Here is a 14,639-nt window from a genome sequence, read left to right on the forward strand (position 1 = left end):
AGTGAGGATGGGGTGAGGGCGAAGTGAGGATGGGGTGAGGGCGAAGTGAGGATGGGGTGAGGGCGAAGTGAGGATGGGGTGAGGGCGAAGTGAGGGGGGTGAGGTCGAAGTGAGGGGGGTGATTCAGCACCATACCTTCACTTCGACCTCCCCGGAGTGCAGCTCCCCCTCACCTCGCCCTCACTTCATTCACTTAAAAAATATCTCCGTAGCACCATACCCAAACCGCGGATCGTACTGGTTGACGAATGTTTTCACTTCGCGCTTTACCTTGAGAATATCGTGGATCTCGTCGCGCAGCCGCCCCTTGCCTACACCATGGATTACGGTTAAAGAAGGCTGGTGATGCGCTACGGCCAGGTGATACCATTTTTCAAACTCTTTCAACTGGATATCGAGTATCTCGTAGTTGTCCATCTGCTCCCAGCCATGGGTCAGCTTCTCTATATGAAGGTCTACAACGGAACGTGCTGGCTCCAGGTTCTGGCGCAGTCTGGAAGCATCGTATACCTTGAAGCCTTTTGCTGCGAGTGATGATAGTTCCAGCCGGTCGCTTTTTTCTTCTTCCGTTTTATCGGGATAAATATCGAAAAGCTTGTAGGAAATAGTTGGGCCGTTATTATCCTTCAGCTCTTCAATACGCTGGAAAACCTGTTTTGGCTTCAGTTTCAGTGACGTTTCGTAATGCGTTGCCTTTCTTTTCTCGGGTTGTAATAAAGAAAAATCGACGCTGAAAGAAGGGCTGTCGTTTACAGCTTCAAACGGAATATCGTGGATATAGAAATCGTGAAAAGGATGTACTTCACTTTCCAGTTCAAATTCGGGCTTGTTAAAGAAGTATTGTTTATAGCGGATCCGGTAACCCTTATCCGTTTTGTTAACAAGGTGCACTTTCAGCAATTCCACCACTTCGTCGTTGAAATCATCCAGCGCAAATTTGGGCAGGAATGACAGCCATACTCCATCAGCAACCCTGATCGTATTGGGTTTGCTGTTTTCTTTGGGTACCTGGTCTATATAAACTTTGGGAGCCGGCTTTTTTTCGTTTACCACCTTGTTCTTCGTAAAACGCAGAAAATACGGGAAATCGATCTGGTCCATATAAGCCGGGAATTTAACGCCCCGCACTTCTATCAGCACCATTTTATCGTTCATGATCTCGATCACTTTACCTTCCTCATTACTATGCAACACTACAATTTCGTCCCCTACCTGGTATTTCATCTTTCTGAATTATACTGCAAAAATACAGATAATTTGTTGCACCGTTCCGTTATCAAAGCCAATCTATCCTTGCTGTGCCAGCCTGCTTCTGTTGCGTCCGTAGAGGAAGTAAATACCGAGGCCCAGTACCATCCATACAAAGAACCACAGCCAGCTCACCGCCGGGATCTCGATCATCAGGTAAAGACAGCATAATGCGCCGATCACCGGGATGAATGAATAGTTTCTCAGGAAAGTGAGTATGGCAGTAATGATCGCGATGGCCAGGAATACGAGGAACAGGATCTCCTGGTAACCTTCGGTGCCGATGTTCGCAAACGCATTACTGATACGGCTTCTGAAAACGAAGATCACGATAGCGACAACTACCGGCAGCAGGAATTTACCGTTTATATAAGGTAATGAAAAAGCATTGCTGTTTCTCGCTTTGTTGATTTTGGGTAATACGAGCACTCCGAAACATACCAATACAAAAGCGAATAAGGTACCGATACTGGTCAGATCCGTCATAAAACTGCTTGATACAAACATGGCTGGTATGCCCACCATACATCCTGTTACAATTGTAGCGAACGATGGTGTCTGGAATCTGGGATGCACTTTGGAGAATTTTTTAGGCAGCAGCCCGTCGCGGCTCATGCTCATCCAGATACGCGGCTGCCCCAGCTGGAATACAAGTAATACGCTGGTTGTTGCAACAACGGCACTTACAGAGATCAGGTAACCGACTTTACGCAGTCCGAGTTTATCGAATACATACGCCAGCGGATCGTCTACTTTCAGCTCGCTGAAATGAACCATACCGGTAAGTACGAGTGCGATGAGTATATACAGAACCGTACAGATCACCAGCGAATAGATCATACCTCTCGGCAGATCACGCTGCGGGTTCTTACATTCTTCTGCAGTGGTGGAGATCGCATCAAAACCGATATAGGCATAGAATACAGCAGAAACGCCTGCCAGTACGCCTCCGAAACCATTTGGCATGAACGGATCCCAGTTATTCGTATCCACATAGAAAAAGCCCATTACGATAATGAACAGGATCACGGCGATCTTGAAGATCACCATAAAGTTGGTACTCTTTTTACTTTCCTTGATTCCCACATAAGCCAGTATCGTGATCAGCACTACGATGATGAGTGCAGGTACGTTCAGGATCACTTTCCAGCTGCCGATCATTGGTGCATTGGTTATTGCATCATAACCCAGTCTGGCATGCTTGCTTAACTGTTCAAGCGGTTGTCCTGCCGCAATGGCTTTTACAGCTTCCTCATAACCGCTCTGTGCATTGGATGTGTTGGTTGCCAGCCAGCCCGGGAGATGAATATTGAACCCGGCGAGAAGATTGTTGAAATAACCACTCCAGCTGATCGCTACCACAATGTTTCCGATCGCATATTCCAGTATCAGTGCCCAACCGATGATCTAGGCTACCACTTCCCCGAACGACACATATGCATAGGTATAAGCACTACCCGCAATCGGCACACGACTCGCGAACTCCGCATAGCAAAGCGCACTGAACCCGCAGGTAATCGCTGTAATGATAAAAAGTAAGGCAATGCCCGGTCCGCCGTTATACGCCGCCGTACCAATGGTGGAGAAGATCCCCGCCCCGATCACCGCCGCGATACCCATGAAAGTAAGATCACGTACACCTAAGACTTTCCGGAGCCCTCCTGCATGACCGTCATTATGGCCTGCCTGCGCATCTGCTACGATCTTATCGATGGATTTTTTCCTGAATAACGAATCGGACATGTGTGTGGTTTTGGTAGTGCTAAAGCTAAGGGATAATGGATAAAATACAAAGTAAGCCTACTGATCTCTCTGGATCAGGAATTCTGCCAGTTCTTTTAAAGGTGCTTTACGGACGTTGAGTACGGCGATCTCATCCAGGTGTCGCAAAGCCTGCGCCAGGTATTTCTCTTTGAGTTCGCGTGCCCATTCGTCTGCATTGCAGGCCCTGAAGATATCCAGCACCTGCGCCACTTTATCCGCCGGATTACGCATCATCAGTCCGTAAAGCTGCTGCTGCTGTTCGGGCGATGATACTGCGAGTGCATGCAGCAGGAGGAATGTTTTTTTATTCTGACGGATATCGCCCCCTACTTCCTTACCAAATTTTTCCGGATCGCCGAATGCATCGAGGTAATCGTCCTGCACCTGGAAAGCGATACCCAGGTTCTTGCCGAACTCGTAGATATGCCTGCAGTTACCTTCGCTGGCACCGCCGAGTATCGCGCCGGTTTCCAGGCTGGCTGCGAGCAGTACAGACGTTTTGAGGGTGATCATTTCAATATACTCATCGAGCGATACGCTGCTGTTCTGTTCAAAGTCGATGTCCAGCTGTTGCCCCTCACACACTTCCCTGGCCGTACGGTTGAACAGCTGGAGAATGCGGGGCATATATAAGGTGTTGATCTTCGCGATATGTTCATAAGCCCTGATCAGCATTACATCACCCGAAAGGATCGCTGTATTCTGGCCGTATTTTTCATGTACGGTTACCATACCGCGGCGCAGCGGTGCTGCATCCATAATATCGTCGTGGATCAGTGTGAAATTATGAAAGAGCTCTATGGCGCTGGCAGCTTCAAAGCTGTCGGGGTTAAGTTCTCCGAACAGTTCATTTCCCATCAGGCACATAACCGGCCTGATCCTTTTGCCGCCCCATGATAAAAAATATTCACCCGGTTCGTATAAAGTAGCCGGGGATTCGGGAAAATGACGCGTGGAAAAATAAGTGGCAAATGCCGCTGCATGCTCTTTGAATGTTTGCATAACGCAAACCTAAATGATTAATCCAATGTGTCCATACATAAACCTTAACTATTCTATAAAAGTCTGCGGGTTATTTTTGGCACGATTTTATCGATCATCCGTAAAAAATATCAAAATGAAAAAACTAATCCTGCTGCTGACGATCCTCTCCGCAGCTTTTTACAGCCAGGCGCAGAACCTCGGCTCTGATTACAAGACAGCCCTGGGTGTTAAAGTTTATCCCGGCGCAGTAACCCTGAAACATTTTATTGCACCGAATACCGCTGTTGAAGGCCTCGGATATATTTCGAATGACGGATTCCGGTTAACGGGTCTTTATGAGATCCATGGTGATATTTCAGGTGCGGAAGGACTGAAATGGTATGTTGGCGGCGGTGCTCACCTGGGCGTATGGAGCAACAGCTGGAAAGAAAAATATCCTACACGCAATGCCGGCCTGGCAATCGGTGTTGATGGCGTACTGGGTCTAGATTACAAGATCAAAGGCGCTCCGCTGAACCTCAGCTTCGACTGGCAGCCGTCGTTTAACTTTATCGGCTATAATTATTTCGAAGGCGGCTGGGGCGGACTTGGCGTACGTTATACTTTCTGATCATATTCACATGTATAGAAAAAAAGAGGGCGATGTTGATCAACATCGCCCTCTTTTTTATAGGTTCAGTAGCAGTTAAATAAGCTGTAAGAGTCAGCAGTTTACAGAAATCAGGATTTGAGTTTGAACAGACTGTCCACGAACTCATGTTTATCGAAAATGATCAGGTCATCGATCTTCTCACCTACCCCGATATATTTAACCGGGATCTGGAACTGGTTGGCAATAGCCAGTACCACGCCGCCTTTTGCGGTACCATCCAGTTTGGTGATGGAAATAGCAGATACATCGGTAGCAGCTGTAAACTGGCGTGCCTGCTCCAGTGCATTCTGACCGGTTGAACCATCGAGCACCAGCATCACTTCATGCGGCGCATGCGGGATCACTTTCTGAATCACCCTTTTGATCTTGCTGAGCTCTTCCATCAGGTGCGCTTTGTTGTGCAGGCGGCCTGCGGTATCGATGATCACCACATCTGCATTGCGGGCTACGGCACTCTGAACCGTATCAAAAGCAACAGCACTCGGATCGGATCCCATTGCCTGTTTTACAATAGGTACACCAACGCGTTCGCTCCAGATGGTGAGCTGATCAACGGCTGCGGCACGGAACGTATCCGCAGCGCCGAGGATCACGTCCTTGCCGGCTTTCTTGTAATTATGTGCGAGCTTTCCGATAGTAGTTGTTTTACCAACACCGTTCACGCCAACCACGAGGATCACGTAAGGTTTCTTTCCTTCGGGGATTCCGAAATCTTTATAGGACTGTTCTGCCGCATCTACCAGTATCGCTTCAATTTCTTCCTGCAGCAGCCGGTTGAGTTCCGAAGTATTTACATATTTATCCTGCTTCACCCTGGCTTCGATCCTTTCGATGATACGAACGGTTGTCTCGATCCCGACATCCGCACTCACCAGCGCTTCTTCCAGGTTATCCAGCACTTCTTCATCCACCGTGCTTTTACCGGCTATCGCTTTGGTGATCTTTGCAAAAAAACCTTCTTTTGTTTTCTCCAACCCCTGGTCGAGGCTCTCTTTTTCCTTTTTACCGAACAATTTTCCTAAGAAACTCATAGTGTATTGATTTGCAGATACAGACTTTAGGATCAATCAGATGAAGACTACAGACGATAAATACAAAAAGCCTTCCCTAAAAGGGGAAAGCTTTTAATATTGTAAAAGATAACCAATTATTTCTCAGATAAATAATCCTTTACCTTATCCTTGTGCACGATCGCCTCTTTGAAGGTATATGCACCGGATTTAGGGCTGCGTACAGCCTTGATTACTTTAGTCCAGTTCTTAGCTTCAGCGGCTGCTTTCTGGTCCTTTACTTTTGCGTTTTTGGAAGCTGCTTTTGCCATGGTTATTTAATTTCTTTATGAACGGTTACTTTTTTCAGGATCGGGTTGAATTTTTTCAACTCCATACGTTCTGGAGTATTCTTTTTGTTCTTATTGGTGATGTAACGGCTTGTTCCGGGCAGACCAGTGGCCTTATGCTCCGTACATTCCAGAATTACCTGCACCCTGTTACCTTTCTTTGCCATTTTAGGTAGGTTTACGTTGTGTTAATTAGTTAGATCTTAGAACCCTGGGCTCTCATTTCTTTGATCACAGTGGCTAAGCCATTTTTGTTGATAGTTCTCAAAGCATCAGTAGAAACCTTAAGGGTTACCCAACGGTCTTCCTCAGCAAAAAAGAAACGTTTTTTCTGTAAATTTGGTAAGAAACGACGTTTAGTCTTAATGTTTGAGTGAGAAACACTATGACCTACAATCGGCTTTTTTCCTGTAACCTGACATACTCTTGCCATGACTCAATTTTTTTCGGGACGGCAAAGGTAGGGATTATGATCATAAAATCCATAAGAAAATTGCTTTTTTTTCAGCAATTGTCCACACCCGTTATAAACACAGGATTTTGCCGCTTATTTATTCACATCCTGCGCTGCAAAAATACGATTTCCTGCCCGGATTACCGGATTATACAGGCCTGAATTATCCAAAAAAACACAGGCAAGAAGGTCATTGAATGAGAAAGCCGCTTCAAAAGCGGCTTTTCTGCAAAAATCTATCATTAACCCTATGGTTCTGTTTATGCATACATTTCCTCGCGCAACTCTTTCACACGTTTGTCTTCCATGTATTCATCGAAGGTCATCAGGCGGTCGATAATGCCTTTGGGCGTGAGTTCGATGATGCGGTTGGCTACCGTTTGCATGAAGGTATGGTCATGTGAGGTCAGCAGCACAATACCCGGGAAGATATTACAGCCTTCGTTGAAGCTCTGGATACTCTCCAGGTCGAGGTGATTCGTCGGCTGATCGAGCACGATCAGGTTCGGGTTCTGCAGCATCATACGGCTCACCATACAACGTACCTTCTCTCCCCCGCTCAATACATTTGTCTTTTTCATGATATCATCGCCACTGAACAGCATTTTACCCAGAAAACCACGGATAAACGGCTCATCAGCATCTGTTACATGCGATGGAACGAACTGGCGCAGCCAATCCATCAGGTTCAGTCCTTCGGTAAAGAACTCATTATTCTCTACCGGCAGGTAAGCTTTGGTAATCGTAGTTCCCCATTCGAATTTGCCTGCCTCGGCTGTTTCGTTGTCATTGATGATCTCGAAGAATGCTGTTACCGCAGACGGATCCTTACTCAGGAACGCAATCTTCTCTCCTTTGTTCACGCTGAAAGAAACCTTATCGAACAGCACACGGCCGTCTACTGATTTTTTCAGGTTCTCTACGTTGAGGATCTGGTTGCCTACTTCACGCAGGGGCTGGAATATAATACCGGGATATTTACGGTTAGATGGCTCGATCTCCTCCACCGTCAGTTTCTCCAGGGCTTTCTTTCTTGAAGTAGCCTGTTTACTCTTAGACGCATTGGCAGAGAACCGGGCGATAAAGTCGATCAGCGCCTGGCGTTTCTCCTCTACTTTTTTATTCTTGTCATTGATCTGGCGGCTCATCAGCTGTGATGATTCGTACCAGAAAGTATAGTTACCGGTGAATACCTTGATCTTGGCCCTGTCCACATCCGCTACATGTGTACAAACAGTATCCAGGAAGTGCCTGTCGTGGCTCACCACCAGTACAATATTTTCATAATCTGCGAGGAAGTTCTCCAGCCAGCCGATGGTTTCGATATCGAGACCATTGGTAGGCTCATCGAGCAGCAGGATATCGGGATTACCGAACAGCGCCTGGGCGAGCAGTACACGTACTTTCATGTTAGACGGAATGTCTTTCATGAGGCTGTTGTGCATATCATCTTTGATACCAAGACTGCTCAGCAGCGTAGCTGCATCGCTTTCTGCAGTGTAGCCGCCCATTTCCCCGAATTCGCCTTCGAGTTCTCCTGCGCGGATACCATCTTCTTCCGAAAAATCGGCTTTTGCATAGATCGCCTCCCGCTCATGCATCACTTCCCACATTTTCTTATGGCCCATGAGCACGGTATTCAGTACAGTGGTTTCATCGAATTCAAACTGGTTCTGCCTTAAGAACGACATACGTTCGCCGGGCGTAATTTCCACCGCACCTTTATTCGGTTCGATCTCACCACTGAGGATCTTAAGGAAAGTAGATTTCCCTGCCCCGTTGGCGCCAATCACACCATAACAGTTTCCCTTGGTGAAATTGATGTTCACTTCATCGAACAATACCCTTTTACCGTAAGCGAGGGTGATATTTCTTGCACTGATCATTAGCTTGCTCCTGTTTTTAGAAGCCGCAAAGGTATGACGGAATTTGTAATTTGTACATAAGAACCGGTTAATCTGCCGGAATTCAATCCTTGCGGTCGCCACCCAGGCTGTAACTGTTGTTTTCCTCATCCTCCTCACCCAGTTCCTCGTTCTCATCATCTTCTTCGGATCCGGGTATATCCAGGTCGCCGCCGTCTGCATTTACCTGTTCATTCAGCGGCTCGCCTTCATCATCCGTATCATCCGGCAGAATGCTTCTGCGTTCGCGCTCTTCATCGCTGTCGCTGTTATCTGCCGCATGCTCCAGGAGTTCGCGTTCTGTATCACTCACATCTGCATCATCATCGGTCAATTCATTTTCTTCATCGAAAAGACCATCTGCCTGTACATTGGAAAAATACGTCTGACCGGCTTCATTCTGTGATGCCTTATCCCCGCCAACGGATATGCCATTCTCTTCTGAAGACAGGTCATCGTCCTGCGCTTCATTTTCCTCGTCGAAAAGCCCGTCGCCTTCTTCGTCGGCAGATGACACGGTTATATCTTCCATTTCACGCATGCGGGGCGGACGAACATGTTCCTGGCCGGGAATATCTTCAACATCCGGCAGGTCGATCGTTGTCTCTTCGGGTTTCAGGTAAGCCTGGTCGCGTTCATTATCGCGCAGGTCGTTGTCGTTGGTATGTGGTTCAATTAACATAGTTCTCTTTTTTGAGAGAACTGAAAAAATGGTGCCACCGGGAATATCAATGGCTCCTGGCCGAAGGATTGGCATCCAGCGATGCGAATTGTGCTGCCTGGTATTTATAGTGCGCGGTGATTGCGATCATGGCTGCGTTATCGGTGCAGTATTCAAATTTTGGAATAAAGGTTTTCCAGCCGTGTTTCTGTCCCATTTCCTGCAATGAGGCGCGTAAGCCGCTGTTGGCACTTACACCGCCCGCAATGCATACTTGTTTTATGCCGGTCTGCTGTACTGCCTTTTTAACTTTTTTCAGCAGGATGGTGATAATAGTATGCTGGATGGATGCGCATAGGTCTGCAAGATTGGCTTCGATAAAACCTGTTTCCTGTTTCTGCAGGAAATAAAGTACCGATGTTTTCAATCCGCTGAAACTGAAATTCAGTTCCGGGATCTGCGGTTCTGCGAATTTGAATTTCAGCGGGTCGCCGGTCTTTGCATATTTATCGATCAGCGGGCCGCCTGGATAAGGTAACCCGAGCAGTTTGGCGCTTTTATCGAAAGCCTCGCCTGCCGCATCATCGATCGTTTCCCCGATCACTTCCAGGTTCAGCGGATCATGTGCCAGTACAATCTGGGTATGACCACCACTCACTGTTAAGCAGAGGAAGGGGAATTCAGGTATATCATCACCGATCAGATTGGCCAGCACATGCGCCTGCATGTGGTGTACGGCTATCAGCGGCTTATTTAATGTCAGCGCCAGCGATTTTGCAAACTGCGTACCTACCAGCAGGCTGCCGATCAGTCCGGGCGATTGTGTAAAAGCGATCGCATCCAGTTGTTTCAGCCTGTCTGTGGTATTATTTAATTCAGGAAATGCGGCAGCCAGTGCTGTATCCACTACGGGAACAATATTCTGCATATGCGCCCTGCTCGCGAGTTCGGGAACTACGCCTCCGTATTTTTCATGTACGGATTGATTGGCGATATAATTGGACAATATCTTCCCGTTCACACAGACCGAAGCCGAGGTTTCATCACACGAAGATTCTATGGCGAGTATGGTAGTTGACAAATCTGCTTGCATTAAATGATTCGGCGGCAAAGTTATTTCATCCGGCATAAACAAGAACTGATTATTTGGTCCGGATGGCTACCACGGGATCCATACGCGCTGCAATGGATGCAGGAATGATCCCGGATATGATGCCCAGTATCACACAAATGCTGAATGCTAGTATCACGATATTCGGCGCGATATAAATAGCGAATGGCAGTACACTGCTCAGCACGAGAGACAGGAGCCAGACAAGTCCGAGCCCGATAAGTCCGCCTATGATACACAGGAATGCACTTTCCAGCAGGAATTCGGTAAGTATGGTACTTTTTTTAGCGCCGATCGCTTTTTTCAGACCGATCTGGCTGGTGCGTTCTCTTACAGTTACGAACATGATATTGGCAACGCCGAATGCACCTACGATCAGGCTGAGTCCGGCAATAGCCCAGCCACCGGCGCTCACCTGCCCGAAAAAGCCGGTGACCTGCTCACTGAACATGGCCACATCATTACAACTGAAATTATCTTCATCCACAGGGCTCAGCCGCCTGATCTGTCGCATCACCCCAACCAGTTCATCGGCCAGTGCGCTCGACGGGATATCGGGCTTACCCTGTACCATGATATATGGATTGCTGTAATCAGGATTATAAATACTTGCGAAATAGCGGTAAGGAACGATCATCGACTGGTCATAATCATAACCTCCGACAAAACTTTGCCCCTGTTTCTTGATCACACCGATCACATTCACACGGCGGCCGTTGTAAGAAACCTGGCTACCCACTGCTTTTTCCGGGTTTCCGAAAAGTTCTTCAGCCACCACATACCCGATCACTCCGGAAGTGGTGCCACGCTGGAATTCCGATTCATTAAGATAACGGCCGTATTCAATATCGATGGTCTGGATATTGTTGAATTCTTCGGAAACTCCGTATATATTAACACTGTTGAGAATATTGTCCTTAAAGCTGAGGTTTACATTATTGGAAACAAAGAAAGCGGCATTGGAAGCCAGCTGACTTTTCATTTTGATGAATTTCATCTCCTCGTATTTCATCGAGGGACGTTTTACATATTTCCACCAAGGATAAGCGCCCCCTTCGCCGCCATAATACCATTTATCTATGTAGATGGTGTTTGTGCCAAAGGCTTTAATATCGTTCTGTACTTTGCGTTCGAGACTGTCTACAGTTGCCAGTACCCCGATAATACAGAAAATACCGATCGTGATCCCGAAAAGCGACAGAAAGGTACGCAGTTTATTTACGCGCAGTTCCTGTACGGCCATCCGGAAACTGTTCCACAGGATCTTGAGTAGCTTTAACATGATTCAAATGTAATTCAGTGTTGTTGTATGATAAAGTTTTATTTGATGAGGGGTTGGGAAGTGAAACCGGGTGAGGGAGCACTGCGTTCGGGGTGAGGGAGCAATGCGTTCGGGGTGAGGGGCACCGCGTTTGGGGTGAGGGGGCACTGCGTGCCGGTGAGGGGCTGCGCCTTGTGAGGGGGAGTGAGGAAGGAGAGTTTGTTTTGAAGGTGAAGACGCTTGAATATTTACACACTTAATGGGATAGTCCCGGTTTCGGCTCTCCTTCCTCACTCCCCCTCACCGGCACGCAGTGCCCCCTCACTTCGCCCTCACCCAAACGCAATTCCCCCGCAATCTTCAACACTAACCTCCACGCCAGCAGACGCTTATGCACATCATCAAGTCACAGTAATGTAAAAAAAATTTTAGGTAGCATCCGATTCAATCTTACTTTTGCAGCGATTACTTAAACACAAACTTGCAATATGACCTGGAAACAAGTCTTCACTTCATCGGTTGGAAAGAAACTGGTTATGGGTTTTACCGGTATATTCCTGATCCTTTTCCTTATTGTGCACGTTGGTCTGAATGCCTGTATCTGGGCGGGAGATAATGGCGAAATGTTTAACAAGGCGGCCCACTTTATGGGCGCTACAGTAGTTCCCAGGGTATTGGAAATCGGTCTGTTCGCAGGTTTCTTTCTGCATATCATACAGGGTTATATGCTTGCGGCCCAGAATAAAGCCAAACGTCCGGTAGGTTATGCCGTAAATTACGGTAACCGCGGAAGTAAATGGTACAGCCGTAGCATGGGCATCCTTGGATCATTGATCCTGTTGTTCCTGATCATGCACGTATACCATTTCTGGACTCCGAGCAGGCTCGGTGGTATCGGTAATGTACACGAGCTGGCAGCTGTTGAGTATAACGGCAGGGAATATCATAACCTTTTCCTCGAAATGAAAATGGTATTTGAAAGTCCTGTTGTAGTGATACTATATATTGTAGCATGCATTTCGCTCGCCTATCACCTGGCGCATGGTTTCCAGAGTGCGTTCAGAACCATCGGCGTTCACAATAAAAGATACAATATGATGCTTACTGCGCTGGGTAATGGTTTCGCGATCATTGTTCCGCTGGCTTTTGCCATGATGCCTGTAAGTTTTTACCTGGGTTGGGTGTAAATGAATATACCGAGAGACGCGTTTTAATATCAGCCCGACTGCCCAGGGCAGCGGGGAATCAAACACAAAATTACAAACCGTAGCATATGCTAGATGCGAAAATTCCTGCCGGACCTTTAGACGACAAATGGAATGATTACAAAGGACATTGTAAGCTGGTAAATCCGGCCAATAAACGTAAGCTGGAAATAATCATTGTAGGTACCGGGCTTGCCGGCGCCTCGGCCGCGGCTTCCCTCGGGGAGATGGGCTACAAGGTAAAAGCATTCTGCTTCCAGGATTCTCCGCGCAGGGCGCACTCTATCGCGGCCCAGGGTGGTATCAACGCAGCAAAGAACTACCAGAACGACGGCGACAGTGTTTTCCGTCTGTTCTACGATACTATTAAAGGAGGTGACTACCGCGCACGTGAAAGTAATGTACACCGTCTTGCAGAAGTAAGCGCCAATATTATAGATCAGTGTGTGGCACAGGGTGTTCCTTTTGCACGCGAATATGGCGGTCTGCTCAGTAACCGTTCATTCGGTGGTACACAGGTACAACGTACTTTCTACGCTGCCGGACAAACCGGTCAGCAGCTCCTCATCGGTGCATACCAGGCCCTTGAAAGGCAGGTAGCACTGGGTAATGTAAAAATGTACAGTCGCCACGAAATGCTGGAGATTGTAAAAATAGACGGCAAGGCCCGCGGCATTATTGCACGTGATCTCGTAAAAGGCACATTGGAAAGACACTTCGGCCATGCAGTATTGCTTTGCTCGGGCGGTTACGGTAACGTATTCTACCTGTCAACCAACGCCATGGGCAGCAACGTGACGGCAGCCTGGAAAGCACACAGGCAGGGCGCAGTATTTGCGAACCCATGTTTCACACAGATCCACCCCACCTGTATCCCGGTGAGTGGCGATCACCAGTCGAAGCTGACCCTGATGTCTGAATCGCTCCGTAACGACGGAAGGATCTGGGTGCCGAAACAAAAAGGCGATACCCGCAAAGCAAGCGATATCCCAGAAGAAGAAAGAGATTATTACCTGGAAAGAAGATACCCGGCTTTCGGTAACCTGGTACCACGCGATGTGGCATCGAGGGCGGCGAAGGAAAGATGCGACGAAGGTTATGGTGTAGGTTCATCCAAGCAGGCCGTATACCTCGATTTCGCGGCAGCCATCGAACGTTATGGCCGTACGGAAGCGAACAAACAAGGTAAGGATCATGCTTCTCTTGACGAGATCATTGCCATGGGTAAAGAAGTAGTGAAAGAGAAATACGGTAACCTTTTCGATATGTATGAAAAGATCACCGGCGAGAATCCATACGAAGTACCGATGCGTATTTATCCGGCCGTACACTATACCATGGGCGGCTTATGGGTAGATTACGAACTGCAGACGACCGTTCCGGGATTATATGCCCTGGGTGAAGCCAACTTCAGTGATCACGGTGCTAACCGCCTTGGCGCATCGGCACTGATGCAGGGACTGGCAGACGGTTATTTCGTGATCCCTTATACCATCGGTAATTACCTGGCGGATGAGATCTACAGTAAAGCCGTGTCAACAGACCACGAAGCATTTGCAGCAGCGGAGAAATCAGTTTCAGACCGCATCAACCAGCTGATGAATATCAAAGGAAAACAATCGGTAGAGAGCTTCCATAAAAGACTTGGAAAGATCATGTGGGATAAATGCGGCATGGCGCGTAATGCACAGGGGCTGCAGGAAGCGATCACAGAGATCCAGGCATTGAAAAAAGAATTCTGGAGTGATCTGAAAGTACCCGGCGAAGTGAACGAAATGAACCCTGAACTGGATAAAGCGAACCGTGTGGCAGACTTCATCGAGCTGGGCGAACTGATGTGCAAGGACGCACTCAACCGCAACGAAAGCTGTGGTGGTCACTTCCGTGAAGAATACCAGACAGAAGACGGTGAAGCACTGCGTGACGATGCAAACTACATGTATGTAGGTGCATGGGAATATGCGGGCGACAGCAACTGGACACTTCACAAGGAAGTGCTGAACTATGAAGTGATCAAACCAACACAAAGGAATTACAAATAAGTAACGGACAGCCG

At 47.7% G+C, this 14,639-nt stretch carries 14 protein-coding genes and 1 pseudogene; 3 read left to right on the forward strand and 12 right to left on the reverse strand.

Annotation, left to right across the window (positions count from 1 at the left end; translation table 11 throughout):
• Nucleotides 1-189: 189 nt before the first annotated feature.
• The 4 genes and pseudogenes from B5D42_RS14540 to B5D42_RS14550 form a co-directional block, all read right to left on the reverse strand.
• Nucleotides 190-1,224, reverse strand: coding sequence for a Smr/MutS family protein (locus B5D42_RS14540; RefSeq protein ID WP_078832257.1), 1,035 nt, complete (start codon nt 1,222-1,224; stop codon nt 190-192).
• Between the two features lie 63 nt (nt 1,225-1,287).
• Nucleotides 1,288-1,431: an amino acid permease C-terminal domain-containing protein gene (locus B5D42_RS18195; protein ID WP_262507791.1), complete on the reverse strand. Its 144-nt coding sequence runs from the start codon at nt 1,429-1,431 to the stop codon at nt 1,288-1,290.
• A 42-nt stretch (nt 1,432-1,473) separates the two neighbouring features.
• Nucleotides 1,474-2,991 (reverse strand): annotated as a pseudogene (locus B5D42_RS14545) (amino acid permease); the annotation flags it as partial.
• 57 nt (nt 2,992-3,048) lie between these two features.
• Nucleotides 3,049-4,014, reverse strand: a complete 966-nt coding sequence (locus B5D42_RS14550; RefSeq protein WP_078832258.1) for a polyprenyl synthetase family protein — start codon at nt 4,012-4,014, stop codon at nt 3,049-3,051.
• A gap of 115 nt (nt 4,015-4,129) precedes the next feature.
• Between B5D42_RS14550 and B5D42_RS14555 the strand changes: the two genes are divergently transcribed.
• Nucleotides 4,130-4,606: a hypothetical protein gene (locus B5D42_RS14555; RefSeq protein WP_078832259.1), complete on the forward strand. Its 477-nt coding sequence runs from the start codon at nt 4,130-4,132 to the stop codon at nt 4,604-4,606.
• A 110-nt stretch (nt 4,607-4,716) separates the two neighbouring features.
• Here B5D42_RS14555 and ftsY read toward each other — a convergent pair whose 3' ends face one another.
• The 8 genes from ftsY to B5D42_RS14595 form a co-directional block, all read right to left on the reverse strand.
• Nucleotides 4,717-5,679: a signal recognition particle-docking protein FtsY gene (ftsY, locus tag B5D42_RS14560; protein WP_078832260.1), complete on the reverse strand. Its 963-nt coding sequence runs from the start codon at nt 5,677-5,679 to the stop codon at nt 4,717-4,719.
• Nucleotides 5,680-5,795: 116 nt separating this feature from the next.
• A complete protein-coding gene (locus tag B5D42_RS14565) occupies nt 5,796-5,969 on the reverse strand; it encodes a DUF4295 family protein (RefSeq protein WP_078832261.1) in 174 nt (57 codons plus the stop codon).
• 2 nt (nt 5,970-5,971) lie between these two features.
• Nucleotides 5,972-6,154, reverse strand: a complete 183-nt coding sequence (rpmG, locus tag B5D42_RS14570) for a 50S ribosomal protein L33 (RefSeq protein WP_078832262.1) — start codon at nt 6,152-6,154, stop codon at nt 5,972-5,974.
• A gap of 29 nt (nt 6,155-6,183) precedes the next feature.
• Nucleotides 6,184-6,420 carry a 50S ribosomal protein L28 gene (gene rpmB / locus B5D42_RS14575; protein WP_078832263.1) on the reverse strand — a complete coding sequence of 79 codons (237 nt, stop codon included), beginning with the start codon at nt 6,418-6,420 and terminating at the stop codon, nt 6,184-6,186.
• 281 nt (nt 6,421-6,701) lie between these two features.
• Nucleotides 6,702-8,327, reverse strand: a complete 1,626-nt coding sequence (locus B5D42_RS14580) for an ABC-F family ATP-binding cassette domain-containing protein (RefSeq protein ID WP_078832382.1) — start codon at nt 8,325-8,327, stop codon at nt 6,702-6,704.
• An 82-nt stretch (nt 8,328-8,409) separates the two neighbouring features.
• Nucleotides 8,410-9,027 (reverse strand): hypothetical protein, encoded by a 618-nt coding sequence (locus tag B5D42_RS14585; protein WP_078832264.1) that lies wholly within the window; start codon nt 9,025-9,027, stop codon nt 8,410-8,412.
• A 46-nt stretch (nt 9,028-9,073) separates the two neighbouring features.
• A complete protein-coding gene (tsaD, locus tag B5D42_RS14590) occupies nt 9,074-10,087 on the reverse strand; it encodes a tRNA (adenosine(37)-N6)-threonylcarbamoyltransferase complex transferase subunit TsaD (protein ID WP_217698838.1) in 1,014 nt (337 codons plus the stop codon).
• A 61-nt stretch (nt 10,088-10,148) separates the two neighbouring features.
• Nucleotides 10,149-11,399, reverse strand: coding sequence for an ABC transporter permease (locus B5D42_RS14595; protein ID WP_078832266.1), 1,251 nt, complete (start codon nt 11,397-11,399; stop codon nt 10,149-10,151).
• Between the two features lie 467 nt (nt 11,400-11,866).
• On the opposite strand from B5D42_RS14595, the gene B5D42_RS14600 reads away from it, so the two are divergent.
• Nucleotides 11,867-12,565 (forward strand): succinate dehydrogenase cytochrome b subunit, encoded by a 699-nt coding sequence (locus tag B5D42_RS14600; RefSeq protein WP_078832267.1) that lies wholly within the window; start codon nt 11,867-11,869, stop codon nt 12,563-12,565.
• An 86-nt stretch (nt 12,566-12,651) separates the two neighbouring features.
• Nucleotides 12,652-14,625, forward strand: a complete 1,974-nt coding sequence (locus B5D42_RS14605) for a fumarate reductase/succinate dehydrogenase flavoprotein subunit (RefSeq protein WP_078832268.1) — start codon at nt 12,652-12,654, stop codon at nt 14,623-14,625.
• Nucleotides 14,626-14,639 lie beyond the last annotated feature (14 nt).

This window comes from Sediminibacterium ginsengisoli, assembly GCF_900167075.1.
Lineage (GTDB): Bacteria > Bacteroidota > Bacteroidia > Chitinophagales > Chitinophagaceae > Sediminibacterium > Sediminibacterium ginsengisoli.

Bases quoted from the DNA above. Each gene is read 5' to 3' on its own strand.
- B5D42_RS14565 (WP_078832261.1), bottom strand. From the start codon at position 5,969: ATGGCAAAAGCAGCTTCCAAAAACGCAAAAGTAAAGGACCAGAAAGCA.
- B5D42_RS14605 (WP_078832268.1), top strand. From the start codon at position 12,652: ATGCTAGATGCGAAAATTCCTGCCGGACCTTTAGACGACAAATGGAAT.
- B5D42_RS14550 (WP_078832258.1), bottom strand. From the start codon at position 4,014: ATGCAAACATTCAAAGAGCATGCAGCGGCATTTGCCACTTATTTTTCC.
- ftsY (WP_078832260.1), bottom strand. From the start codon at position 5,679: ATGAGTTTCTTAGGAAAATTGTTCGGTAAAAAGGAAAAAGAGAGCCTC.
- B5D42_RS14600 (WP_078832267.1), top strand. From the start codon at position 11,867: ATGACCTGGAAACAAGTCTTCACTTCATCGGTTGGAAAGAAACTGGTT.
- rpmG (WP_078832262.1), bottom strand. From the start codon at position 6,154: ATGGCAAAGAAAGGTAACAGGGTGCAGGTAATTCTGGAATGTACGGAG.
- B5D42_RS14580 (WP_078832382.1), bottom strand. From the start codon at position 8,327: ATGATCAGTGCAAGAAATATCACCCTCGCTTACGGTAAAAGGGTATTG.
- B5D42_RS14540 (WP_078832257.1), bottom strand. From the start codon at position 1,224: ATGAAATACCAGGTAGGGGACGAAATTGTAGTGTTGCATAGTAATGAG.
- B5D42_RS14595 (WP_078832266.1), bottom strand. From the start codon at position 11,399: ATGTTAAAGCTACTCAAGATCCTGTGGAACAGTTTCCGGATGGCCGTA.
- rpmB (WP_078832263.1), bottom strand. From the start codon at position 6,420: ATGGCAAGAGTATGTCAGGTTACAGGAAAAAAGCCGATTGTAGGTCAT.
- B5D42_RS14585 (WP_078832264.1), bottom strand. From the start codon at position 9,027: ATGTTAATTGAACCACATACCAACGACAACGACCTGCGCGATAATGAA.
- B5D42_RS14555 (WP_078832259.1), top strand. From the start codon at position 4,130: ATGAAAAAACTAATCCTGCTGCTGACGATCCTCTCCGCAGCTTTTTAC.